The 25,437-nt window shown below is 64.4% G+C and carries 14 protein-coding genes; 8 read left to right on the top strand and 6 right to left on the bottom strand.

Annotation, left to right across the window (positions count from 1 at the left end):
• Positions 1-33: 33 nt before the first annotated feature.
• Both kstD and V4U86_RS03000 read left to right on the top strand, forming a co-directional pair.
• On the top strand, positions 34-1,716 hold the full coding sequence (kstD, locus tag V4U86_RS03005; protein ID WP_395309815.1) for a 3-oxosteroid 1-dehydrogenase: 1,683 nt from the start codon (positions 34-36) through the stop codon (positions 1,714-1,716).
• 1 nt (position 1,717) lies between these two features.
• Positions 1,718-2,578, top strand: a complete 861-nt coding sequence (locus V4U86_RS03000; protein ID WP_395309814.1) for a MaoC family dehydratase — start codon at positions 1,718-1,720, stop codon at positions 2,576-2,578.
• Here V4U86_RS03000 and V4U86_RS02995 read toward each other — a convergent pair.
• Together V4U86_RS02995 and V4U86_RS02990 are read right to left on the bottom strand one after the other, a co-directional pair.
• Positions 2,575-3,717 carry a glycosyltransferase family 4 protein gene (locus tag V4U86_RS02995; protein ID WP_395309813.1) on the bottom strand — a complete coding sequence of 381 codons (1,143 nt, stop codon included), beginning with the start codon at positions 3,715-3,717 and terminating at the stop codon, positions 2,575-2,577. The two genes, V4U86_RS03000 and V4U86_RS02995, sit on opposite strands and share 4 nt — an antisense overlap.
• A 56-nt stretch (positions 3,718-3,773) precedes the next feature.
• On the bottom strand, positions 3,774-4,487 hold the full coding sequence (locus V4U86_RS02990; RefSeq protein WP_395309812.1) for a LuxR C-terminal-related transcriptional regulator: 714 nt from the start codon (positions 4,485-4,487) through the stop codon (positions 3,774-3,776).
• Positions 4,488-5,301: 814 nt separating this feature from the next.
• Between V4U86_RS02990 and V4U86_RS02985 the strand changes: the two genes are divergently transcribed.
• Complete coding sequence (locus V4U86_RS02985) at positions 5,302-6,048, top strand: GAF and ANTAR domain-containing protein (RefSeq protein ID WP_395309811.1); 747 nt, start codon at positions 5,302-5,304, stop codon at positions 6,046-6,048.
• 145 nt (positions 6,049-6,193) lie between these two features.
• Here the strand turns inward: V4U86_RS02985 and V4U86_RS02980 are convergent, their stop codons facing one another.
• A complete protein-coding gene (locus V4U86_RS02980) occupies positions 6,194-7,621 on the bottom strand; it encodes a hypothetical protein (RefSeq protein WP_395309810.1) in 1,428 nt (475 codons plus the stop codon).
• A 581-nt stretch (positions 7,622-8,202) separates the two neighbouring features.
• On the opposite strand from V4U86_RS02980, the gene V4U86_RS02975 reads away from it, so the two are divergent.
• From V4U86_RS02975 to V4U86_RS02965, 3 genes are all read left to right on the top strand, one after another.
• On the top strand, positions 8,203-11,436 hold the full coding sequence (locus tag V4U86_RS02975) for a non-ribosomal peptide synthetase (protein WP_395309809.1): 3,234 nt from the start codon (positions 8,203-8,205) through the stop codon (positions 11,434-11,436).
• Between the two features lie 174 nt (positions 11,437-11,610).
• Positions 11,611-15,222: an amino acid adenylation domain-containing protein gene (locus tag V4U86_RS02970; protein WP_395309808.1), complete on the top strand. Its 3,612-nt coding sequence runs from the start codon at positions 11,611-11,613 to the stop codon at positions 15,220-15,222.
• Between the two features lie 4 nt (positions 15,223-15,226).
• On the top strand, positions 15,227-19,294 hold the full coding sequence (locus tag V4U86_RS02965) for a type I polyketide synthase (protein ID WP_395309807.1): 4,068 nt from the start codon (positions 15,227-15,229) through the stop codon (positions 19,292-19,294).
• Positions 19,295-19,371: 77 nt separating this feature from the next.
• Here V4U86_RS02965 and V4U86_RS02960 read toward each other — a convergent pair whose 3' ends face one another.
• Positions 19,372-20,358: a glycosyltransferase family A protein gene (locus V4U86_RS02960; RefSeq protein WP_395309806.1), complete on the bottom strand. Its 987-nt coding sequence runs from the start codon at positions 20,356-20,358 to the stop codon at positions 19,372-19,374.
• A gap of 396 nt (positions 20,359-20,754) precedes the next feature.
• Between V4U86_RS02960 and asnB the strand changes: the two genes are divergently transcribed.
• Complete coding sequence (gene asnB, locus V4U86_RS02955) at positions 20,755-22,572, top strand: asparagine synthase (glutamine-hydrolyzing) (RefSeq protein WP_395309805.1); 1,818 nt, start codon at positions 20,755-20,757, stop codon at positions 22,570-22,572.
• 8 nt (positions 22,573-22,580) lie between these two features.
• Here asnB and V4U86_RS02950 read toward each other — a convergent pair whose 3' ends face one another.
• A complete protein-coding gene (locus tag V4U86_RS02950; RefSeq protein WP_395309804.1) occupies positions 22,581-23,276 on the bottom strand; it encodes a class I SAM-dependent methyltransferase in 696 nt (231 codons plus the stop codon).
• Between the two features lie 259 nt (positions 23,277-23,535).
• Here V4U86_RS02950 and V4U86_RS02945 point away from each other — a divergent pair, with 259 nt between their 5' ends.
• Entirely contained in the window at positions 23,536-24,345 is an 810-nt protein-coding gene (locus V4U86_RS02945; RefSeq protein ID WP_395309803.1) for a heparin lyase I family protein, read from the top strand.
• Positions 24,346-24,376: 31 nt separating this feature from the next.
• On the opposite strand, the gene V4U86_RS02940 is transcribed toward V4U86_RS02945, so the two are convergent.
• Positions 24,377-25,435, bottom strand: a complete 1,059-nt coding sequence (locus V4U86_RS02940) for a GNAT family N-acetyltransferase (RefSeq protein WP_395309802.1) — start codon at positions 25,433-25,435, stop codon at positions 24,377-24,379.
• Positions 25,436-25,437 lie beyond the last annotated feature (2 nt).

The raw sequence follows: 25,437 nt of genomic DNA, 5'->3' as shown, positions 1-25,437 counted from the left end.
CGAAAGGCACTGCAATTCTATAACGTGTTCTACATGACTGGACAGGAGTACGACGTAGTCGTGGTCGGTAGCGGCGCTGCCGGCATGGTCGCCGCCCTCACCGCTGCTCACCAGGGCCTCTCGACAGTAGTCGTAGAAAAGGCTCCGCACTATGGCGGTTCCACTGCGCGGTCAGGTGGTGGGGTATGGATCCCGAACAACGAGATCCTCAAGCGCGACGGGGTCAAGGACACTGCCGAGGAGGCCCGCAAGTACCTGCACGCCATCATCGGCGACGTGGTGCCCGCGGAGAAGATCGACACCTACCTGGACCGCGGTCCGGAGATGCTGTCCTTCGTGCTCAAGCACTCCCCGCTGAAGCTGTGCTGGGTGCCGGACTACTCCGACTACTACCCGGAGACCCCCGGAGGCAAGGCCAGCGGCCGCTCGGTCGAGCCCAAGCCGTTCAACGCCAAGAAGCTCGGCCCCGACGAGAAGGGCCTGGAGCCGCCGTACGGCAAGGTGCCGATGAACATGGTGGTGTTGCAGCAGGACTACGTCCGGCTCAACCAGCTCAAACGGCACCCGCGGGGCGTCCTGCGCAGCATCAAGGTGGGCGTGCGTTCGGTGTGGGCCAACGCCACCGGCAAGAACCTGGTCGGCATGGGCCGCGCGCTCATCGCCCCGTTGCGGATCGGCCTGCAGAAGGCCGGGGTGCCGGTGCTGCTGAACACCGCGTTGACCGACCTCTATGTGGAGGACGGTGTCGTCCGCGGCATCTACGTTGTCGATGCGCGCGACTCCGCAAACGCCGAGCCCACCCTGATCCGGGCCCGCAAGGGCGTGATCCTGGGCTCCGGCGGGTTCGAGCACAACGAGCAGATGCGGGTCAAGTACCAGCGTGCCCCGATCACCACCGAGTGGACCGTGGGCGCGGTCGCCAACACCGGAGACGGCATCCTGGCCGCCGAAAAGCTGGGCGCGGCACTGGAATTGATGGAGGATTCCTGGTGGGGTCCGACCGTCCCACTGGTGGACGCGCCGTGGTTCGCCCTGTCCGAGCGCAACTCCCCCGGATCGATCATCGTCAATCTGTCCGCCAAGCGGTTCATGAACGAGTCGATGCCCTATGTGGAGGCCTGCCACCACATGTACGGCGGCCAGTACGGCCAGGGACCCGGACCGGGCGAGAACGTGCCGGCCTGGCTGATCTTCGATCAGCAGTACCGCGACCGCTACATCTTTGCGGGATTACAGCCCGGCCAACGCATTCCGAAGAAGTGGCTGGAGTCCGGTGTGGTGGTCAAGGCCGACACCCTGGCCGAGCTCGCCGAGAAGACCGGGCTGAACGCCGATGCGTTGACGGCCACCGTCGACCGGTTCAACGGCTTCGCCCGATCCGGTGTCGACGAGGACTTCCGCCGCGGCGACAGCGCCTACGACCGTTACTACGGCGACCCGACCAACAAGCCCAACCCCAACCTGGGCGAGATCAAGCACGGCCCGTTCTACGCGGCCAAGATGGTTCCCGGCGATCTCGGCACCAAGGGCGGCGTCCGCACCGATGTGCACGGCCGTGCACTGCGTGACGACAACTCCGTGATCGAAGGGCTCTACGCCGCAGGTAATGTCAGCTCGCCGGTGATGGGCCATACCTATCCCGGTCCGGGCGGGACCATCGGCCCCGCCATGACGTTCGGCTACTTGGCCGCTCTCCATCTGGCAGGAAAGGCATAACGTGCCCATCGACGTCGAAAAGGCGCTCGCCGCCGACCTGGATCCCATCGAGTTCTCCTGGACCAGCAGCGACATCCAGCTCTACCACCTCGGTCTCGGCGCCGGAGCCGACCCGATGGACGGACGCGAGCTGCGGTACCTGACCGACAACACCCCGCAGGTGCTCCCGACGTTCGGCAACGTCGCGGCCAGCTTCCACATGACCGAGGCACCGACGGTGCAGTTCCCCGGCATCGACATCGAGTTGTCCAAGGTGCTGCACGCCAGTGAGGGTGTCACCGTCCCGGCGCCCATCCCGCCCAGCGGGAAAGGCTGGTCCAAGCAACGGTTCACCGAGATCTGGGACAAGGGCAAGGCCGCCGTCATCGTGAGCGAAACGACGGTCACCGACGAGTCCGGCAACGTGCTCTGGACGACCAAGCGCTCCATCTTCGCCCGCGGCGAAGGCGGTTTCGGTGGCGAACGCGGCCCGTCCACCTCGGTGGATCTGCCCGACCGTGCACCGGACGCGGAGATCGCGCTGCCGACACTGCCGCAGCAGGCCCTGCTGTACCGGCTGTGCGGTGACCGCAACCCGCTGCACTCGGATCCCGCGTTCGCCAAGGCCGCCGGCTTCGACCGCCCCATCCTGCACGGGCTGTGCACCTACGGCATCGGATGCAAGGCCATCGTCGATCACTACCTCGACGGCGATGTAACCCGGGTCGGCACCTACGGAGCCCGGTTTGCCGGCACCGTCATTCCCGGCGAGACGCTGCAGGCCAACATCTGGAAGCAGGATGGTAAGTACATCGGGGTGCTGACCGCGCCGAGCCGGGACAACGCGGTCGTGCTGTCCGGCGTGGAGCTCATTCCGCTCTAGTAGACCAGGACGCCTGGACTACTGCGCGATCGCCGGCACCACCGGACGACCTTTGACGCAGATTCGTTCCAGGAGTAGCGCAGTGAGTTCGCCGATGCTCTTCGTTGCAGCTCGTCAGAGAGATCGGGCTCGCGGTCCAGCCTGTCGAGTTGGGCCGTCAGCGTCTCCGGGTCGTCGGGGTCGAAGTACAGTGCTCCGTCGCGGCAGACCTCCGGCAGCGCGGCGACATCCGAACAGAGGACCGGGCATCCGAGCGCCTGAGCCTCCAGCGGCGCCAGACCGAGCGTCTCATAGGCCGACGGCACGATCGCCGCGCGCGCATGCCGGTACAACCAGGCCAGGTCGGCGTCCGTCAACGGTTGGGGCGCCACCACGCAATCCCCCGAACTGTTGACGGTGCCGCGTTTCCGGCCCTTCGCAGCCAGCCCCACAACCACGGCCCGGCGGCCGGAATCGGTGAGTGCCCGAGCAGTCGAGAGCACATTCATGTTTGGCGCTGAGGAGCCGAAGACGAGGAATTCCGCGCCGGTCCATGCCAGTGGCGGCCGGGTCGGATTCACCCCTGTCAGGGTGTCCGCCCCCTGCGTCACGATGAACCGGTCGACATCGATACGCAGGACGTCGGACAGTTCGTGTGCGGCGAACAGCGATGTCGTGGCCAGCCCGTCAGCCGTCCTGCCCAGCCACCAGCAGGCCAGGTACCGGAGCAGAACTTTCGTCCGCGGAAATCCGGCGGGCCGCCGGAACAGCACAGCCTCGTGCATCGTCACCAGTTGCCTGCGCTTGAGCAGCGGCGCCGTCCCCGCGAAGGTGAGCAGCACCTGCCCGGCGGTCACCAGGGGCAGATGGACCTGTTCGAACAGGCTGCCGGCGACTCTTGCCGGCCGGACCTCGATGCGGGGGCAGTCAAGCCACTGCGGCAAGGGTCGGATCACACCCGCCGGGACATGGACGACCAGATCCCAGATATCCATAGCTGCAATGGCTTTCACCATCGCGGCGGCATAGCGCGACTCATCACGGGGGCCGCACGCAAGCCACGCCCCGTTGATGTGCACGCATCCCCGCGCCGGCCGGTCGCGATCCGGACGCTGCCACAGGAGCAGCCTCGAAAAGAGAATGGCCAGAGCGAGGTACACGACATCACTATCGGGTAGCAGCCGGTTTCTGGTACATAGACCGGAGGGTTTAAATCTCAACTCGTCCGGGACTGGTTCTCCGGCGTGACAATGTCGTACCGCATGGTCTGAGCGAGGGCTACCGCTTGCGCACGGGAACTCACGCCGAGCTTCGTCAACAGGCTGTGCACATGGTTCTTCACCGTGTGCACCGCAATCGAAAGCTGCAGTGCGATGTCCCGATTGGACAGCCCCTGGGTCAGCATGCCGAGGATCTGGTCCTCCCGCGCGGTGAGAACTAGACCCTTCGGCGCGGGACTCTGCTGCGCAGCTAACGCAGACAGCCTGCGCATCAATATCGCCGACACTCGCGGTGAGCAAACCGATTGGCCGGCAGCGACCTTATCCACCAGCTCGAGCAGATCGTCGAAGGATTCGGTACGCGTGTGATACCCGGCCACGCCGGCTTCGGCGCAGGCGATCACTCCCGACTCGTCATCGTCGGGGACCCCCAACACGACAACCCGCAACTGTGGATCCGTTGCCAATGCCACGCCGACGAGCGCGGCACTGTCCGCGGTGGCGATGTTGACGAGCGCGATGTCGACCGCGCCCTCCCGGATGGCCCGCACCACCGTCGCCAGGTCCCAGGCGAAGCCGACCACCCGGATACCGCTGCTGGTCAGGGCACCGGCCAAGCTGTAGCGATAGAGGATGCAGTCATCGACGATCAGCACGCGCACGTCGCGACGAGGTTTGCAGCCCTCGGCATCCATCACCGCCACCGCCACCGGCGCCGGCGCCACGTTCAGCGCTGGTGGCCCCCGGAATACCAACCCTCGCGAACCATGATTCGAGTGCCCGGCGTGGGCATCTCCTTCCACGTACCTGCGCCCCGACCCGACTGATCCGCTGTACGCGGATTCCGCCGGGCGCGCGACCGACCCATAAGCCTTCACAATCGTTCCCCCGTGATCAGTTCGGACACATTCGATCAACTGAACGCCCGTCCACTCCGTCCGCTAGGCCCGCCAGAGCGGACGTAACTGGGCAAACTTTACAGAGTTAGGCAGATATAGCTAACAATCTTGCCTCGGCGGCAGCAGGCCCTCCCACCAGAACCTGCCCGGGCGTCACCCCATGTGTTGTTGTCATCCCACCGAGCCGGACCAGGGTCTAGAGTCATCGGCTAGCAAAGACAGTAATTTACGCAAGCAGCAATCCGCAAGCATTTTCGATAACTAGATCTGCAGTTCTAGCGAATTCAAGGACCTTCGGCGGGCACACTGAGGTGTCTAGTCCAAAGATCCAGAATCCGAAGGGGTGGATCGAGACCATGGTGGCGGTACCCAGCACCGCGCCCGGACCTGTGCGCGTTGGGTACGAGCGTCAGATCACCCTTCCTTGCGGAGGTCGCACACCCGGCAGCGAGCCCACGACGCGTGTCCACCACCGGCCGTCATCGACTCCGCAACCGGCCCTGCCCGTGCCCCGCGAATGGCCGCGAAACGCACCTCGACGCTCGACTGTGCCTTCGCTGGCGGACGGCTACCCGGCCGAACTGCGCAGACCGCCCTGCACGCACATATCCTCGGCAGGGAGACCATGCACCGACTGAACGGACTGGCCCGCGCATTTGTCACGCTGGCGGACACACTGGTGGCCGACTTCGACATCGCCGAGCTGGCACAGCAACTGGTGAACAGCGCCACGTCGCTACTGAGGGTGGATGCCGCCGGAATCGTGCTGGCCGACACGCACGGCAGCCTTGAGGTGCTGGCGTCCGGTAGCGAGCAGCCACGCCTGTTGGAGTTTTTCCAGATCCGTAGCGGTGCCGGACCCTGTTTGCTGGCTTTCCGAACCGGCGAACTGGTCGTCACCGAGGACCTCAGGGAGACCGTCGAGGTGTGGCCGGAATTCGCCGCACGTGCGGTGGAAGCCGGCTTTCTCTCCGTGCACGCTTTTCCGCTGCGATTACGGGACGAGCGAATAGGCGTGCTGAACCTGTTCTGCTACGAACCCGGCCCGTTGGATGCCACCGACTACGCCGTCGGTCAAGCGCTCGCCGATGTCGCGACGATCGGCATTCTGAACCAGAGAATTGCCGCGCGATCGGGTGTCCTGAACCTGCAACTGCAGGCCGCGTTGAGTAGCAGAACCGTAATCGAGCAGGCTAAGGGCGTGTTGTCCGAGCGCGGCAAGATCGACGTAGACCGGGCCTTCGCTCTGATGCGCGGCTACGCGCGGAGAACCAACGCTCGGTTGATCGACGTCGCACGTTTGGTCGTCGACGGGGCGGATACCGCCGCCATATTGGAACCCGACCGGGCGTGGTCTCGGACCGACAGGTGACCTGCACCCGGCATGACGCCGGGGCTCCCGCTCATCCGAATTTGCTTGGACGACTACGGCTTCAGAAAAGGGTATGGGTGCCGGCCATCCGTACCCGACACCCATACCCGCCCCATCAGGTCAACGAAGCCTGCCCAGCCGACGCCTAGGCGTCCCCGCCACCGTCGCTGCCGGATGAGCCGCCGGATCCACTTCCGCCGCCGGAACCGCCGCTATCGGCGGAGCCACTCGACGTGCCGCCGCCCGGGTCGCCGGCAGATTCGCCGGCGCCGCTGCCGTTGGACGACTCGTGCTCTGCAGAGGGTGTCGACGGCGACGACGACTGTGTCGCCGGTGCCTCCGGCGAGCTTGTCGAAAGGGAATCCTCGGCAGCCTGCTGCACCGAGCCGCCGGGCTCGATCTTGTTGTCGAAGGTGATGTCATCGGATGCCTGCCGGGTCGGTTCCACCGAGGGCGTCGGCGAGTGCGTCGGCTCGGGGGCCAGGGACGGCGCAGAGGCGAGTTCCACGCTGCTGGGCTCCGCAACCAGGGCCGGCGCGAAGTCCATCTGCACCATCATCGTCATGGGCAGTGGCGCAGCCGGAGGGGGCGGAGGCGGAGGGGGTGCCGTGAAGGTGGAAACGAAAACGCCGGCCAACGCGTCGAACTGAGAGGTCACCGTCATCTGCGCACCGCCCGGCGCCACCGGCACGGATTCCGCCGCCATGATCGACGTCGCCGTTGTTTCGTCGACGGCCGGGGTGCGTACCGCGTACACGACGTTGCCGCTCACCTTGACCACCTGAACCTGGTCCGAGGTTCCCGGCACCGACGCCACGTCGACCTTGTCCAGCTGGGCCTTGACATCACCGACATCGGACGTCCCGTAGAACACCGAGTCCAGCATGATGTTGAGGTCCACGAGGTCGGGATGCTGCAGCAGCTGAACAAGGACCGAATCGGGCAGTTTCAGCAGTGCCTGGATCTTCGCCTCGAGTTCCGCTTGATCCAACTCGTCCGATTGGGCGTAGAGGATACTCAGCAGCGCCTCCAGTTTCGATCGGATCGGTATCACGGTCACATCGATCGCCGAGCTGGCGTAACGAATTCCCGAGGATCCGGCCATCGAGACCGGCATGACTTCGACGTCGGAGTCGTTGAGAGTCAGCGCCATCAATGGCGAGCCGGGTTCGATGTCGAGCTCCGCGTGATTGATCACGGACGGCCGCGGCGCCGACAGCTCTGGCAGCGGAACGTAGGTTCCGGACTCGACGGTCGACGGGAACAGCGCCCACGAGGAGACGATGATTCCCGAAACCGCAAGAATGGCAATCAGTTCCCGGCCATTGGCGGGATACGCATGGTTCCGTGTCGGCGGTTCCATCAACACGCGTGGCTCACCCGTCTCCGGCGACGAAGAAGGCACCCCGTCTGCCCGAGTCAAGATATTCGAGTCCATCTGAACATCACCCGCCCCGGCCCCCAAGCGCCGTCTGAAGCGCCGCGAACTGTCAGCGTAGGACTTTGCTGTTCTGCGTGTCAATGACGTGCACGATGATGACTTGCATCGCGGGTACCTACTGTCCGAGAACATGCATCCATACCCTGGCGGTCCGGCCAAATCCCATCACCTGAGCACGGAAGAAGGCCACAAGAGCTCGGGGTTCTCCTTGCATTGCTGCCTTTTCGTCGATGCAGTGCGAGCGCGAGGCCTACATATCAAGATCGCGGTCGGCCCGAATCAGGCCCCAGGCCGGTACGCGGAGTCTTGCGGAGTCGTCCTGTCGGGGCCAGCAGGGCCTAGCCATTCAAGGGTTGCTGAAGCTCACTCCATAAGATCCCCATCCAAGGACTGATCCCGAACTGAATCCTTCGGATCAAGGCGACTAGATACTTCGATGCCCACAACTGGCCCACCACCTGCCCCGGCGCCGTCCAGAACGTTTGCCAAATCTGCATAACCGGCACACTTCGACGCCGCGACCTCGCCAAAACCCCGTCATTGCAACGGGAACAGTTTTGCTTCTTGGCGGGTACGCCGACGCCCGGCATGAGGCTGTTTCTCTTTGCTGGAAGTCGGTACCCTGAATCGAAACGTCGGGCGAACCGACTGATCGACACTGTGAAATGCCGGGGGGCGGGTGTGCAGTCGATGGTGAGCGGGGGCAGTTGACTGTGGTCGACATCGTTGATTCCTACGAGCTATCTCCATTGCAGCAGGGGATGTTGTTCCATGCGCTGAGCACGTCAGGCTCGGGCGTCGACATCGAGCAGATCTTCTTCGCGCTCGACGAACGGCTCGATGTGGCGATGTTCGTGCAAGCAATGCGCGAAGTGATGGCGCGCTACCCCGTGATGCGTACGCGGTTGCGCTGGAAGGACGTCGGGGAACCGTGCCAGGAAGTACTGGCGCAGCCCGAGATGCCCACCACGGTCGCCGACTGGAGCGACGTACCGCTGGAGGTGGCCCAGCGGCGCTTCGATGCCTATGTTCGGGCGGATCGCCACCGCGACTTCGATTTATCGCGTGCGCCGACGATGCGGTTGTTCATTGCCCGGTTCCCGGGTGAACGATCACGGGTGCTGTACACGTTCCACCACGTGATTGGTGACGGACGCTCGTTCATCGCATTGCGTGAATGGCTCATGTTCTACGACGCCGCCAAGAATGGCGAAGTGCTGTCGCTACCGCCGGCACGTCCGTTCCGCGACTACATCGCATGGCACCGTTCCCTGGATTCCACAGCCGCCGAACAATTCTGGTGCGCCCGGCTGGCCGACTTCGATACCCCGACTCCGCTCGGGGCCGATGCGCCCAGCCGCCCCGCTACCGACGAAAAGTTCGAGTCGATCGAGCATCGCTTCTCGAGGTCGGTCTCCGACGGGCTTCGAGACGCAGCCGAGCTTGCGGGCGTCACGGTGAACACGTTGGTACAGGCGGGGTGGGCGGTGTTGTTGCACCGGTACAGCGGCGAGTCCGATGTCGTGTTCGGCACCACCCGCGTCGGCCGCAGCGGATTGGACGGTGCTGACCGGATTGTCGGACCGCTGTTCAATACGCTGCCGTTGCGCGCGAAGGTGGATGACGATGCCGCGATCGTGCCCTGGTTACAGTCGCTGCGTGCCGAGCAGATCGCGGTGCGGCCTTTCGAGCACGCCGCGCTGGCGACCGTACAGGCATGCAGTGGAATCACCCGCGGCAACAAACTGTTCGAGAGCATTCTGGTCTACGACCATAAAACCCTCGACACACTCCTGCGGACTCCGGGACGGCGATTCCATTACGTCGGGCAGACGAACTTCCCGCTGACGCTGCGGGCGTGGGGCGACGCCGGCGACGGCGAGATGTTACTCCGGTTGGAGTATTCGACGCAGCGTTTCGCCGAGGTGGTGATCACCCGGATGCTGAGGCACCTGGCGAACGTGCTGACCGGTTTGGCCGACCCACACTGCACCCGAATCGGCGACCTGGGCCTCCTGAACCCCGGGGAGCGTATCGATCTCGTGGGTGCCGGGCCGATTCCGGCGGTCGTCACCAGTGATGAAACTCTTCATGCCGGGTTTGCCCGGCAGGTCGCTGCCAATCCGGACGCGATCGCGTTGAGCGCCCAGACCCCTACTGGCCGCATGGAATTGAGCTACGCCGAACTCGACGCCCGCGCCGAGGCGATCGCCTCCCACCTGCGCGAGCTGGGCATCGGCGCCGGACAGGTCGTCGGGTTACGCGCCGAACGCAGCCCCGACGTCGTCATCGGCATCCTGGCCATCCTCAAAGCCGGCGCCGCCTACCTGCCCATGGACCCCCTCTACCCCACCGACCGCATCGCGTTCATGCTCGCCGACGCCGCCGTGCGCGTGGTGCTGACCCAGCACACCTTCCTCGACGAACTGCACACACTGCCCGTGCACACCGTGTGCCTCGATCAACCACTACCACCGGTCACCACACCCACACCAGCACCGGCCCAAGCCACCAGCGCAGACCTGGCCTACGTCATGTACACCTCCGGATCCACCGGAAATCCCAAGGGCGTACGCGTCACTCACCACAACGTGCTGCGCCTGTTCGCCGCCACCATCCCGCACTTCGGTTTCGGCCCCGACGACGTCTGGACCCTGTGGCACTCCTACTCATTCGACATCTCGGTCTCCGAACTATGGGGCGCGCTGCTGACCGGCGCCCGCCTTGTCATCGTCACCCAGGACACCAGCCGCGACCCAGCCGCCTTCCGCGCCCTCGTCGAACGCGAACACGTCACCGTGATGAGCCAAACCCCCACCGGATTCCAAGCATTCATCGACATCGACCACACCACACCACCAGCGGACTTCACCCTGCGCTACATCCTGCTCTGCGGCGAAGCGCTGCACCTGCAATCCCTGCAACCCTGGTTCGACCGCTACGGCGACCGCACCCCGCAGATCATCAACATGTACGGCCCCACCGAGGCCACCCTCTACGTCACACACCAACGCATCACCCAAGCCGACCTCGACGCCGGCGCCGGCAGCATCATCGGCACACCCCTGCCCGACATCCGGATCTACCTACTGGATCCCCGCGGCGAACCCGTCCCCACCGGCGTGGCCGGCGAACTCTACATCGCCGGTGCCGGCGTGGCCGCCGGCTACCTCAACCGCCCCGACCTCAACACCGAACGCTTCCTGCCCGACCCCTTCCACGGCGGACCCATGTACCGCACCGGCGACCTGGCCCGCCGCCTCCAACACGGCGAACTCGAATACCTCGGCCGCATCGACCAACAAGTCAAAATCCGTGGCTTCCGCATCGAACTCGGCGAAATAGAAACCACCATCGCCGCACACCCCGCCGTCCACCAGGTCGCCGTCATCGACCACGAAAACGCCCCCGGCGACAAAGAACTCATCGCCTACCTCGTGGCCCCCACCGCAGGACCCACACTCATCACCGACCTACGCCAAACACTGCGCGAACACCTACCCGAGTACATGATCCCCGCCCACTTCCACCACCTCGACGAACTCCCGCTGACCACCAGCGGAAAACTCGACCGCAAAGCACTACCCACCCCCACACACCAACGCAACCACACCACCACCGCATACACCGCCCCACGCAACCCCGCCGAACAAACCATCGCCGACATCTGGAAAGCCGTACTGCGCATCGACAAAGTCGGCCTCGACGACCACTTCTTCGAACTCGGCGGCGACTCACTACTCAGTATCAGGGTGCATACACAGCTGACCAGCAGACTGCATGCCAACCTGCCCATCATCGCGCTGCTGCAGTACCCCACCGTGCGCACACTCGCCCGCCACATCACCGGCCACCACAACCACAACACCACCGAGGCCACCATGACCCGGGCACGCAAACAACGCGAAGCCCTGGCACACCACCGTGAACTCACCGAGAGACGCTGACCATGCTCCTTTTCCGACACATCGGGAGGTTCGTCACCTCCACCGACAACGCGAAGAAGCGCCACGCCGTGCAACCGGTGATCCTGCATGAACGAGAGGCCTGAACATGAACGGGTTGATCGATGTGGCCGACAGCCATGAGTTGTCGCCGATGCAGCCAGTCGAGGAGTGACAGTGGGTAACTCGACTGACTTCAGCTGCATCGTCGTCGGTGAAGGCGCGCTCGCGATCAACTGCGCGAAGGCACTGCTCGACCGCGGCCATCGAATCATCGGGGTCATGCCGGCAGATCGCAGCCTTCGTGTCTGGTCTGAGTCAAATGGGCTTCCGACTGCCGGACCAGCCGAGGACATGACGGCCTTCTGCCAGCGCCAGGAGTTCGACTACCTCTTCAGTATCGTCAATTTCAAGATCATCCCGCCGGAGGTGCTCGCGATTCCTCGCCGCGGCGCGATCAATTTCCATGACGCGCCGCTGCCGAGATACGCGGGAATGAACGCGGTGTCGTGGGCTCTGATCAACGGTGAGCGGACGCACGCCGTCAGCTGGCACATGATCAGCGAGGAGATCGACGCCGGGGCGATCCTCAACCAGCGCGCAATCGAGATTGCGGACAGGGACACGGCACTCACGCTCAACGTGAAGTGCTACGAGGCGGGACTTGCTGCCTTCGCCGAGCTCATTCCGGCGCTCGAGACGGGGACCGCTCGACCATGGCAGCAGGACGCTGCCGATCGCTCCTACTTCTCGCGTCTCGACCGCCCTGCGCGCGGCGGTGTGATCTCCTTCTCCGACGATGCTCATCGGATCGATGCACTGGTGCGCGCACTCGACTTCGGCCCGTTTCGGAACCGCTTCTGCTCGGCGAAAGTCGCGATCGGCAATGAGTTCTACCTCGTGGGCACCGCTCGGCCACTAGATACCCGGTCGGAGAAGGCGCCAGGAACGATTCTGCGGTGCGGCGCCGGCGGCATCATCGTGGCGTCCGCGACCGACGACGTCGAGCTCGACGACATTCGGACGCTCGACGGTGCGCCGGTGACACCGACGAGCGTGGTCGCAAGGCACGGACTTGCCGAGGGGCGACAACTGTCGAGTTTCGACGCATCCGCATCGGCTCGACTCGAGAGCACCGAACTGGCGACCAGCCGGCACGAGGCATTCTGGGTGAAGCGCCTCGCCGAGTTGCGGCCGGCCGTCGTTCCGGTGCTGATACGCCGACAAGGCGAGCGGCGTCCCACGGCGCCGGCAGCACGTAGGGCACAACTCGCGCGCCCGGTGCTGGCGTACCTTGACCGGCACGACGACCTGAGCGCAGCGGATCTGGTGTTCTGCGCGTTCGGGGTCTACCTGTCGAGGATCGGCGATCTCTCCGCATTCGACGTCTGGGTTACCGATCCCGCGCTCATGCGGCTGGCCGCGGATGCTCCCGGCCTCGTCTCGGAGCGCGTTCCGGTTCGAGTGCAGGTGGCTCCGTCGCTTACGTGCGCGGAGGCCGTCGACACCGTTCGCGCAGCAGCTCGCAATGCCCGGGAGCGCGGTCCCTACGCGTTGGATCTGGCCGCGCGATATCCGAGCCTTCGGGATGCGGCGGGACCCGCGACAAGCGAGATTGCAGTCGAGGTGATGTTCGAAGCGGAGAGCGGATCGCGCCGTGTCCACCCGAACACGTTGACGCTCGTGCTGCCGCACGACGGCGACGAGTACGAGTGGCTCTACGACGCCGAGGCCGTCGACGCCGACACACTCGCGCGTATCGACCGCCACCTGTCTTCAGTTCTGGGTGAGATTGCCTGCGCTGCAGATGACGTGACGATCGATGAACTCAAGCCGGCACTTCTCACGCCGACCGAACGCGCGGAGCTTGTGGGGGCTGGGCCGGTTCCGGTGGTCCTCACCAGTGATGAGACCCTGCATGCCGGGTTTGCCCGGCAGGTCGCTGCCAATCCGGACGCGATCGCGTTGAGCGCCCAGACCCCTACCGGCCGCATGGAATTGAGCTACGCCGAACTCGACGCCCGCGCCGAGGCGATCGCCGCCCACCTGCGCGAGCTGGGCATCGGCGCCGGACAAGTCGTCGGGCTACGCGTCGAACGCAGCCCCGAAGTCGTCATCGGCATCCTGGCCATCCTCAAAGCCGGCGCCGCCTACCTGCCCATGGACCCCCTCTACCCCACCGACCGCATCGCGTTCATGCTCACCGACGCCGCCGTACGCGTGGTGCTGACCCAGCACACCTTCCTCGACGAACTGCACACACTGCCCGTGCACACCGTGTGCCTGGACCAACCACTACAAGACCAACCACTACCACCGGTCACCACACCCACACCACCACCGGCCGAAGCCACCAGCGCAGACCTGGCCTACGTCATGTACACCTCCGGATCCACCGGAAAACCCAAGGGCGTACGCGTCACTCACCACAACGTGCTGCGCCTGTTCGCCGCCACCATCCCGCACTTCGGTTTCGGCCCCGACGACGTCTGGACCCTCTGGCACTCCTACTCGTTCGACATCTCGGTCTCCGAACTATGGGGCGCGCTGCTGGCCGGCGCCCGCCTTGTCATCGTCACCCAGGACACCAGCCGCGACCCAGCCGCCTTCCGCGCCCTCGTCGAACGCGAACACGTCACCGTGATGAGCCAAACCCCGACCGGATTCCAAGCATTCATCGACATCGACCACACCGCGCCACCAGCGGACTTCGCACTGCGCTACATCCTGCTCTGCGGCGAAGCGCTGCACCTGCAATCCCTGCAACCCTGGTTCGACCGCTACGGCGACCACACCCCACAGATCATCAACATGTACGGCCCCACCGAGGCCACCCTCTACGTCACACACCAACGCATCAGCCAAGCCGACCTCGACGCCGGCGCCGGCAGCATCATCGGCACACCCCTGCCCGACATCCGGATCTACCTACTGGATCCCCGCGGCGAACCCGTCCCCACCGGCGTGGCCGGCGAACTCCACATCGCCGGTGCCGGCGTGGCCGCCGGCTACCTCAACCGCCCCGACCTCAACACCGAACGCTTCCTGCCCGACCCCTTCCACGGCGGACCAATGTACCGCACCGGCGACCTGGCCCGCCGCCTCCAACACGGCGAACTCGAATACCTCGGCCGCATCGACCAACAAGTCAAAATCCGTGGCTTCCGCATCGAACTCGGCGAAATAGAAACCACCATCGCCGCACACCCCGACGTCCACCAAGTCGCCGTCATCGACCACGAAAACGCCCCCGGCGACAAAGAACTCATCGCCTACCTCGTGGCCCCCACCGCAGGACCCACACTCATCACCGACCTACGCCAAACCCTGCGCGAACACCTGCCCGAGTACATGATCCCCGCCCACTTCCACCACCTCGACGAACTCCCGCTGACCACCAGCGGAAAACTCGACCGCAAAGCACTACCCACCCCCACACGCCAACGCACCCACACCACCACCGCATACACCGCCCCACGCAACCCCGCCGAACAAACCATCGCCGACATCTGGAAAACCGTACTGCGCATCGACAAAGTCGGCCTCGACGACCACTTCTTCGAACTCGGCGGTCATTCCTTACTTCTCGTGCGTGCGCACAGCCGACTCACGCACCATTTCCGAACCGACCTACCCGTGGTGGCACTGCTGCAGTACCCCACCGTGCGCACACTCGCCCGCCACATCGCCGGCCACCACAACCACAACACCACCGAGGCCACCATGACCCGGGCACGCAAACAACGCGAAGCCTTCGCCCACCAACGCAAACTCACCGGAAGACGCTGAATCCATGGCTTACTCTGAGGCTTACGATCCGCTCGACGGCATTGCGATCATCGGCATGGCCGGTCGCTTTCCGGACTCCCCGAGCGTGGCGGCACTGTGGCAGAACCTGCTCGACGGGCGCGAGTGCATTACTCGGTTCACGACCGAGGAACTCGAATCCGCGCACAACGAGGACGTGGCCGCGCGCACCAGCCCGAACTACGTCGGGTCGCGCGGCGTTCTCACGGGCGTGGACGAGTTCGATCACGAGTTCTTCGGCTTCACGCCCAGGGAAGCCGAGATCCTCGATCCGCAGCAGCGCCTCTTCCTGCAGGCCGCGTGGGAGGCGATCGAGGATGCGGGTCATGACCCAGGTCGCTTCGACGGACCCATCGGCGTGTTCGCCGGTGCGACGACCAACAGCTATTACCTGGAGAATCTGCTGTCGCGCAGGGATGTAACCGATCCACTCGGTCCCGTGATGATGATGATGGCGAACGGCAACGACTACCTCGCGACGCGGGTGTCGTACAAGTTCGATCTCACAGGTCCCGCGCTGAATATCCAGAACGCCTGCTCCACTTCGCTCGTCGCGGTGTGCACTGCGGTGCACAGCCTGCAGACGTATCAATGCGACATGGCCCTCGCCGGCGGTGTGTCGATTCTGTTGCCGCAGCGCCGCGGATATCTGCACCAGGAGGGTTCGATCCTCTCACCGGACGGCCATTGCCGTGCGTTCGACCGCGACGCCGCAGGAACGGTGTTCAGCAACGGGCTCGGCATCGTCGCGCTGCGTCGGCTACGGGATGCAATCGAGGACGGCGACACGATCTACGCCGTCGTCAAGGGAGCGGCGCTCAACAATGACGGCAGCCAGAAAGTTGGTTTCACCGCGCCCAGCGTCGACGGTCAGGCTCAGGTGATATCGATGGCACAGATGCTCGGCGGCATCGATCCCGACACGATCACATACATCGAAGCCCACGGCACCGGGACCACGCTCGGAGATCCGATCGAGATCGCAGGGTTGACACAGGCATTCCGCGCCGGCGGCGCCGAAGAGAACGCCTACTGCGCGATCGGTTCGATCAAGTCGAACATCGGACATCTGGATGTCGCGGCCGGCATTGCCGGCTTGATCAAGACATCGCTCGCCCTGCGTCACAAGATTCTTCCGGCGAGTATCAACTTCGAATCCCCGAATCCGAAGCTCGGTATCGAGAGCACGCCGTTCTTCGTGAACGCGGTTCGACGCGACTGGCCGGAAGGTCCGACGCCGCGCCGCGCCGGTGTCAGCTCGTTCGGCATCGGCGGAACCAACGCGCACGTCGTCCTCGAAGAGGCGCCACGGATCGAACCGGCGGCGCCCGCCTCGCGGCCGGAGCAGCTGTTGCTACTGTCGGCTCGCGACGCCGAATCCCTGGACTGCGCAGCACAAAACCTCAAGAGCCATCTCGAACAGGATCGTACGACCGAGCTTGCCGATATCGCATACACGCTGCAGGTCGGTCGAGGTCGGTTCAGCCACCGGCGCTCGATCGTCTGCCGGGATCGTGACGATGCGATTGCGCTACTGACGACCGCCGATTCAAAGCGCGTCCACGATTTCAGCGGGGACGGCGAGCCGCCGTCCATCGCGTTCATGTTTCCCGGCCAGGGCTCGCAATACGTCGATATGGGCCGCAGACTCTACGAATCCGAGGGGCTGTTCCAAGAGACGGTCGACGCGTGCGCCCAGGTGCTGCAGCCGGTGATCGGCGTCGACCTTCGCTCCGTGCTGTACCCCTGCGATACGGACCGCACGGCCGCACAGTCCGCGCTGACACAGACGGCGGTCACGCAGCCCGCTCTGTTCACGATCGAGTACGCGCTGGCGCAGCTCTGGATGTCCTGGGGTGTGAAGCCCGACGCGATGATCGGGCACAGCGTCGGAGAGTTCGTCGCCGCCTGCATCGGCGGAACTTTCACCCGGGACGACGCGCTGCTGCTCGTGGCGCGCCGTGCCCGACTCATGGAGGACATGCCCGCCGGAGCAATGTCGGCGGTGCGCGCCTCCGCAGACGAGGTCGCCGCCGAGCTGACACCGGGGGTGACGATCGCCGCCGTCAATGCGCCGCGACACACCGTGGTTTCCGGGGATCACGAGGCCGTCGCGGTGTTCGAGGCCAAGCTCGATGAGCTTCGACTCGCTCACCGGCGGTTGCAGACGTCACACGCGTACCACTCGCCGATGATGGAACCGGCGCTGGAGAGGTTCGCCGGTGTCGTCGCCGAGATGCCGCGTGCTGCACCGGCTTTACGATGGGTATCCAGCCTGACCGGGGCTCCCGTCACCGACGATGACGCGGTCGACCCGCAGTACTGGGCGCGCCAACTGCGCGAGCCGGTGATGTTCGCGCGCGGGATCGGGGGACTCATCGACCCCCGGCTCGCGCTGCTCGAGGTGGGCCCCGGGCAGGCGCTCACCTCGTTCGTTCGTCAGCACGACCGCCGTCTGCCGACACAGCTCATCGCGACGTCGCTGCACCCCGGCCAGGAATGCAGCGCGGACACCGACTACCTGCTCGCCGCTGCCGGGCAGCTCTGGGCGCGCGGCGTCGAGATCGACTGGCGCAGTTTGCACGGCGACGTGCCCCGGCGGCGGGTGCCACTACCCACGTATCCGTTCCGACGGCGACGTCACTGGGTCGATCCCAGTCCGCACGACAACGCGGTGCGCAAACCTGTGCAACCCGTGTCGGGCTCGGCGCACCCGGCCGTGACCGCTCCGACCCACTCTTCGCCGCACAACATCGCCGGCAGCGGCAGCCGCTCCGAAGCCCTGCTATCACGCCTGCAATCGCTGTTCGCCGACCTCTCCGGCGTCGACCCGGCGATTCTCATCCCCGACGCGACCTTCGTCGAAATCGGTTTCGACTCTCTGTTCCTCACACAGGCCGCCAGTGCGCTGCAGGCGCAGTTCTCGATCGAGATCACGCTGCGAACGCTGCTCGAGGAGGCCTCGACGCTGAATCTGCTGGCCGAGCGCATCCTGCCGACACTGCCCGAAGACGCGTTGCCGGATACGACACCGGTGGCCGTCGCTGACGTCGGCTCGCTCACCGCCATCTCCGAGCAGCTTGCGACCATCGGTCGCCGGCTCGACATGATGGGTGTGCACCCCGGTGCAGCAGCGCCGACAACCGCAACGGTTTCCCCGTCGGTGTCCGCCGGGCACACGTATCGACCAGCGAATCGCGATGCGTGCGTGGCATTTCTGCGCGAGGAACTACAGCTCACTGAGCAGCAACGCGCCATCGTGCCGTTGGAGGCCGGCGGCACGCGGACACCGATCTTCGCATTGGGTGGCCATAACGGCGACGTGTTCGCCTTTCGTGCGCTCGCGCAGCATCTCGGGCCGGACCAGCCCTTCTTCGGGCTGCAGCCACCTGGGCTCGCAGGAGGCAGCGAACCGCTGACAAGCGTCGAGGATATGGCTCGCCATTTTGCCGAACAGATCCGCTCATTCCGCCCCTCGGGGCCCATCACGGTCGCCGGCTACTGCGCCGGCGGCACGATCGCATTCGAGCTCGCTCGCGCCCTTGCGGTTTCAGGTGCGTATGTCACGAATATCATTCTGTTCGGCGCGCCGTACTACCCGTCGTACCGGCACCCCGTGACGTGGCAGATAGCCCAGGCTCGGGACTACACCAGCCGGGTCGGGATGCATGCCCGCGCGCTGCGCACACTGCCCGCGGTGGAGCGCGCTCCCTACATTGCCGAACGCACCCGCAGGCTGCTGGTCCCCCGCGAGCAGGTGCTCGATCCCGATGTGATTCGGCGCAGCGTCGTCGAGGGAGCGACCATGGCGGCGGTCCGCAGGTACTCACCGGCGCGGTTCGACGGCCACATCGACATAATGATTCCGAGTGAATCGTGGACGCGCTCGTGGGCCCACCCGTTGCACTGGATGCGGCACGCTGCGAGCAGCACCGTGTTCGTCGGACCCGACGAGTGCACCAAGGACACCATGCTGCTGCCCGAGAACGTCGCCGTGATCGCGGGATTCGCGGCTGACGCACAGTGCAGCCATTCGCGACTGGGCCACGGATGAAGCGCGCAGCAATGCCCGGCAGCGACCAGGATTCTCCAGTGTTGAACGGTCGAAGTCTGCGCACCTGCGCTCCGTGTCTAGCCACGGCGAGCGGCGGCCATAAAGGCGGCACGGCGTGGCAGGTCTCGCCGGTAGAGGACCCAGCCGACCGGAAGCATCGCACACCACAACCCGCGGGCGGCGAGTCCGTTCAGTCGCCGGCCCTGGGTTACCAGACCGACTCCCGACAGCCACGAGTTCCGCGAGAAGTTGGCGGCCGCCTTCAGGAAGAAAATCGGGTTGTTGACGAACCAACGCCCAGCTTGTTCCTCGAGAGCGCACTGCGCACCGAGTGCGAAGCACTCCGGGTCCCTCCAACTGGGCGTGGAAAGCCGGATCTCGGCGTCAGTGTGGTAGATACGAAGCGCCTTGTTGATGAAACGCTCCTGGTACCGTGCGGCGATTCTCCCCCACACAATCGATTCGGGCACGTACCGCATACCCTCGCGCTCCGGGAACTGAAACTCGCGTACCACGTCGATGCGGTGGAATCCCCACTTCTCGCCGGCGATGTGATGCTTGAAGCGGAGCGCATTCGAGTTCGAATCGAAGACGTCTTCCGGGAAGCGGTCGCCGAGAATTTGTCCGTTCGAATCCATTACAAGACAACAGGCCCCGGTGAACGCGGCGCGCCTGTCCGGGTGGATGCTCTGCCAAGTGTCATTGAAGACCCGGAGCGCGTCAGCAGTGCAGGCGTCATCCGAATCGAGCGAAAGGAAGAACTGCCCCTGTGCACGGTCGACGCCCATGTTCCACGCGGTGTGCTTGCCGCCATTGGACTTGTAGAAGTACCGGATCGGGAACGTTGCCTCACCAAGCCACGTCTGGACAAGCTCCCGGGTGCCGTCTGTGGATCCGTCATCCACTATCAGCCACTCGAAGTCACGGAAGGTCTGTCGCGCCAGGCTGTCATAGACGCGAGGCAGTGTCTTTGCCCGGTTGAACGTTGCTGTGAAGACGGTGAACGTCGTTGTGAATGAGGTCATTCGGATGAACTCCGCTCTCGTCAGGACAATCCTGGCCATTGAATGTGCGTCACCCGGCACCCCAGGAATGGAACGCAGCGGCGCCGATGAGAAGCGTCGCTGCCATCTGCGGTCAACCGTCGTAGGCATACACGAGCGACAGGTTCCAGGTTACGCAATTGCACTCAAACAAACTCGAGTTCGTGCCCGAATCCGAAGAATCTCCGGTTGCGATGGCGGACGCGGATGGCAATCTGCGCAAGTGGCCATACTGGCGGGCAGGAACGGGTTCCGGCCGCACCTGGTAACAGAAGCGAGCGACTCGGCCGTGGTGCCCGAACCGACGGTCCACCTCCTCGCTTACGTCCCGTCCCGAGAGAGCGAAGTGGCCATCTGATGTGTGGCATCTGTGGTATCTGGAGTCGCACCGCCCCCGCGCCCGAGCGACTCGACCGGATGTTGGAGTCGATCGCCCACCGCGGCCCCAGCGGCGAGGGGCGGTTCGGCCGGTCCGGCCTCGCAATGGGGATGCGCCGCCTGGCGATCATCGATCTGACAGGCGGCGGCCAACCGATCTTCAACGAGGACGGCTCGGTCGCAATCGTCTTCAACGGCGAAATCTACAACTTCCGCGAGCTACGCGCCGACCTCGAGCGCCACGGCCATCGATTCACCACACGCTGCGACACAGAGGTCATCGTCCACGGCTACGAGCAGTGGGGGGACGGCGTACTCGACCGGCTCGCAGGTATGTTCGCGTTCGCGCTCTGGGATGAGAACCGTCGACGGATGCTTGTCGCCAGGGACCGATTCGGCAAGAAGCCCCTCTACTACGCGCGATGCGGTGAGGAGGTGGTGTTCGGCTCTGAGATCAAGGCGCTGCTGGCCGCCGGAGTATCAGCTGACATCGATGACACCGCATTGCAGCAGTACCTGGCGCTACGTTATGTTCCTGCGCCGCGCACCCTGTTCCGATCTGTTCGTCAACTGCCTGCCGGCCACAAGATGGTACTGAGCGACAGCGGAATCGATATCCAACGCTGGTGGCGCCTTCGGTACATCTCGAAACCCGCGATCACACTCAACCAGGCGGCTGATGAGGTCGAAGACCTCATGCGTACCGCCGTCGCGCGTCGCCTTGTCAGTGAAGTCCCGCTGGGATGCTTCCTGTCGGGTGGTCTGGACTCGAGCACCATCCTGTCGTTCATGACCGAACTCACCGACAGTCCGGTTGACACCTTCTCGATCGGTTTCGACGAGGGCTGGTCCAGTGACGAACTGCCGGCCGCGCGTGCGACGGCACGGGTATTCGGAGCACGCCACCACGAGACCCGGCTCGGACCGAACGAGTTCCTCCAGTTGATGCCGACGGCGGTCTGGCATCGCGACGAACCACTGGCCGAGCCATCGGAGATCCCGCTGCTGGCGCTGTCACGGATGGCACGGGAACACGTCACCGTGGTCCTCTCGGGAGAGGGCGGCGACGAACTATTCGGTGGATACCCGAAGTACCGGGTCGATGCCTTGCTGGACAGCGCGGGCCAACCGGCACGCGCTCTCCTCGGCGAACGACCGCTGCATGCACTCGCGGACTGGCATCGGTTGCCGCGGCGGGTACGCATGGCCATCCGCGCACTTGCGACCGACACTCCGGCCGAGCGGTGGCCCGCCTGGTTCGGCGCCGACCGGTTGGCCGGGCTGTCGTCTGACGGGGTGCGGCCGCTCGACCCGGTACTCGCCGACCTGGACGCGGGCCTCGACCCCCTCGACCGCATGCTCGCACTGGACGTTGAGTCGTACCTCGTCGACAACCTGCTGGTCCGCGGCGACAAGATGACGATGGCCGCGTCGATCGAAGGTCGCATGCCGCTCCTCGACCATGATCTGGCCGAGTACGTCGCCCGTCTTCCAGTGCGACACAAGGTTTCACCGTTTCAGACGAAGATCGTCATTCGTCAGATCGCGCAACGGCGCCTACCCGCAATGCTGCTGTCTCGGAAGAAGGTCGGATTCGCCGTCCCGATCACGTCATGGTTCCGGGGAGACCTCGGCGACGCGCTGGAGCGCCTCTGGTTCGGCCCCACAGCACGACCCGAACCGCTAATCGAACCTGATCGGATCCGCCGAGCTCTTGCCTTACACCGCACCGGCCGTTATGACTTCGGTAAGGAACTCTGGAGCGCACTCACCCTCGAGGTCTGGGCGCGGATCTTTCTCGACGGTGCCGAACCGTCAAGCCTCTCCCTCGAAGGCGAGGCTTTCCAGCGCGGCTGATCGCCGTTTCAAAGGTCCGAAGTGCGCATGGCCATAATCGATTTGGTCATCAACAGGAATCTTTCCCGCACGATGCGCGCATCACTGAACAACCCTGCCATCTCGGCACGATCCAGCAGATGCCAGTCCGGGCTGGTCTGCTTGAACCAGAAGCGATTCGTCAACTCCAGAAGCGGTACCAACGCCCGACGCGGTAGCCAGCCCACAAGGGGCAACCAACTATGACTTTCGATCGGAAAGTGCCGGCACGGCGTCTGGACGAAATACTGGCGGCCTAACCGACACACCTCAGCTGCGAAGGCACGTTGTCGTTCTCGCGATTCCCGACGAAACTGCCCACCGTCGCGTATCTCCCACACACGAGCCTTAGGCACGGTCACATGCTCGATCACCGACGAGCAATAGACGATGTCGAAGTAACCGTCGGGGAAAGGAAGCGGTTCGGTTTCGTCGATCACCACCGGCACGAATCCGTAGCTTCGATGCCCCAACTCGACGGCGGCCCTGTCGATATCGGCGATGTACACATTCTCCGATCGCACCTCGGTACCTCGCAGAACACGATCGATGTTCGCACCCGTCTCCGAACCCAAGTCGAGGATCCGAGTCTCGGGTGTCAGCGAGAACGACTCCCTGAACGTTTCTGCTCGACGCGCCCGCGCCCGTACGGACGCGGAACTGAACAGTGTATCGATTGGATTCATCAGACTGCTCCTATGCGGAGGCGAACAGGATCTTTTGACATGTGGCCCCGCTCCCCGGTGAAGCACCGTCAGGGGATCTGCTCATCGACAACTCGGCTTCATCGATAATAGATCGATTCATACACGTAGAGACCGCATTTCGCATTACTCGCGTGAGAAATCGACAAACGTTCACTGTCGGCGGCGACCGTCGATCTGGACAAAGGACTATGGACACCTCGACACTCAGGGCATAGGCTCGAGCGTGGGGGTGAGGCCGATGGAGCGGCGCCACAGGCCGACTTTTGACAGACGGCGGACGCTGGGCATGCTCGGGGTGGGCGGCAGCCTCCTCGGACTCGGTTACGCGCTACGGGGCGGGGTCTGGTTTCCTGTCTCCGGTGCACGTCCGGACAGATCAGACCACGCGGCCGGTCCACCGGCCGACCTCACCGACGCAATCCGCGGTTACGCCGATCTGTCTGCGGTGTTTTCACCGGAATGGACTCAGCCCGCCATCGCCGCCGACGGGTTCTCCGTGGTGGAAACCCCGGCTGGCGACGGGTTCGAGTTTGTCGTACCCGATTCGAAAATCACGCCCTGGGATTCGACATGCAAGGCGATTCTCACGGTGAAGTACCCCGCCGCATCCCCCATCGGCCGTGCCGAACGCTGGACATTCCAGTTACTGCTGCCGCGCCAAGCCCTGGCCGACACGTGGCATACCGGTGTGTTATGGGAGTTCCATACGGATACGGGAAGCGGCCATCACATAGCACTGAACGCTGATTCGACGTTCCGCCTCGCCCGAGATATCGCGTCCGGCGCGTCCACCGCGTCCTATGTTTTCACGACTGGTCCCGCAGTCCCCTGGGACAAGTGGGTGGCAGTCAAAATTGAAGTGAAATGGTCGAATTCACCTGACGGCTACTACAAGGTCTGGATGGACGGTGTCCCGTACGTCGATGCCACCGGGGTACCGACGGTGTTCGGCAGTACCCCGTATCTCCAGTTCGGTTGGTACGCAAAGAGAGGAGCCGGGATCACCAACCGGATGCGGATCGGCGGTATCCTCCGAGAGGAGATATAGGGGGCACACGATCGGCCTCGCATCATCGGGTTCATCGGCTGTCTCCCTCGTGAATCGCCCTGATCGTCCGGTTCTTTGCAGTGCGCAGTTGGGGCCACAGCGATGAAGACTTAATCCTATCTGCGGCGGCACGACGCGCCAGCCACAACCGCTTCTCCAGAACGGTCGCTGTCACCTCACCCTCACAGACGGACACCGAGCCCGTCATCGAGCGAAGCTTGTAATCCTCGTCGCCGACCCCGAGGTCGATCCGTGTCACGTCGCTGTCGGGCGCCGATGTGATCAACTCCCGCAAAAGAATCCAGCCCGGCGACAGATGGGAATGCTCGCGCTTGAACACCGGGAACCACCAGTGCAGCACATCGCGGTCGCGCAACCCAAAGTGAGCGGCCAACAGCATATCGTCCGCGTAGACGGCCGACAGGACGCCTTCGAAGCCATCTTTCTTCGTCTGCGCTAGGTGATGCACCAGATGCCGGTTTCGCGACCGGGCGAAGAAGTCATATCCACCGGTCACTTCGTATTGAGAACGCTTGATCTCGATGAGCTGATCCAGCAGGTCCGGGTCCGCGCAGTTCCATACCAGGCGGACCTGCCCGAGCTCACGATCCGTTTTGTTGGTGACCCTCTTCATCTTGTGCCGGCCTTGTTTGCCGACCCTGCCCAGATAGCCCTCCAGACCACCAGTGACGTCGAGGAACGGAGACGGCCGACACTCTTGCACCCATGGACCGAAATCGGCTCGGTGCCCTTGGAGGAACTTGAACTGTAGTGCGCGCAAACCGGTATCCCGGACCAACTCGGCAGGATCGAAAGAAGTCCCGGCCGGCATGATCGGACCTTGGAAGTCTGCACCCGGGGTCAGCACCGGCCTCGCCACCCGCCTGCGTACCTGCAAGGGGAACCACACCTGACGATCCCGGTCGACGGCCACATGAACGTTGCCGAACACCGCATGCACCGAGCCGGCGAACTCTGGATGAAAGAACGGACTGTCGAGTGTCGGATCCGACTCTCGTACCTTCCGCCAACCTTCCAGTTCCTGCGCGCTGAGCGCGTCGAAATCGACCAATCTCCACGCCACACTCACCA

It is taken from the genome of Mycobacterium sp. AMU20-3851, from assembly GCF_043974665.1.
In the GTDB taxonomy this organism is placed as follows: domain Bacteria; phylum Actinomycetota; class Actinomycetes; order Mycobacteriales; family Mycobacteriaceae; genus Mycobacterium.
The sequence above is the reverse complement of the archived record's forward strand: the minus strand, read 5'-3'. Positions and strand labels throughout refer to the sequence as shown.

Excerpts from the sequence above, each read along its gene's own strand:
- kstD (WP_395309815.1), top strand. The coding sequence starts at position 34 with ATGACTGGACAGGAGTACGACGTAGTCGTGGTCGGTAGCGGCGCTGCC.
- V4U86_RS02985 (WP_395309811.1), top strand. The coding sequence starts at position 5,302 with ATGCACCGACTGAACGGACTGGCCCGCGCATTTGTCACGCTGGCGGAC.
- V4U86_RS02980 (WP_395309810.1), bottom strand. The coding sequence starts at position 7,621 with ATGTTCTCGGACAGTAGGTACCCGCGATGCAAGTCATCATCGTGCACG.
- V4U86_RS02965 (WP_395309807.1), top strand. The coding sequence starts at position 15,227 with ATGGCTTACTCTGAGGCTTACGATCCGCTCGACGGCATTGCGATCATC.
- V4U86_RS02960 (WP_395309806.1), bottom strand. The coding sequence starts at position 20,358 with ATGGCCAGGATTGTCCTGACGAGAGCGGAGTTCATCCGAATGACCTCA.
- asnB (WP_395309805.1), top strand. The coding sequence starts at position 20,755 with ATGTTGGAGTCGATCGCCCACCGCGGCCCCAGCGGCGAGGGGCGGTTC.
- V4U86_RS02950 (WP_395309804.1), bottom strand. The coding sequence starts at position 23,276 with ATGAATCCAATCGATACACTGTTCAGTTCCGCGTCCGTACGGGCGCGG.
- V4U86_RS02945 (WP_395309803.1), top strand. The coding sequence starts at position 23,536 with ATGGAGCGGCGCCACAGGCCGACTTTTGACAGACGGCGGACGCTGGGC.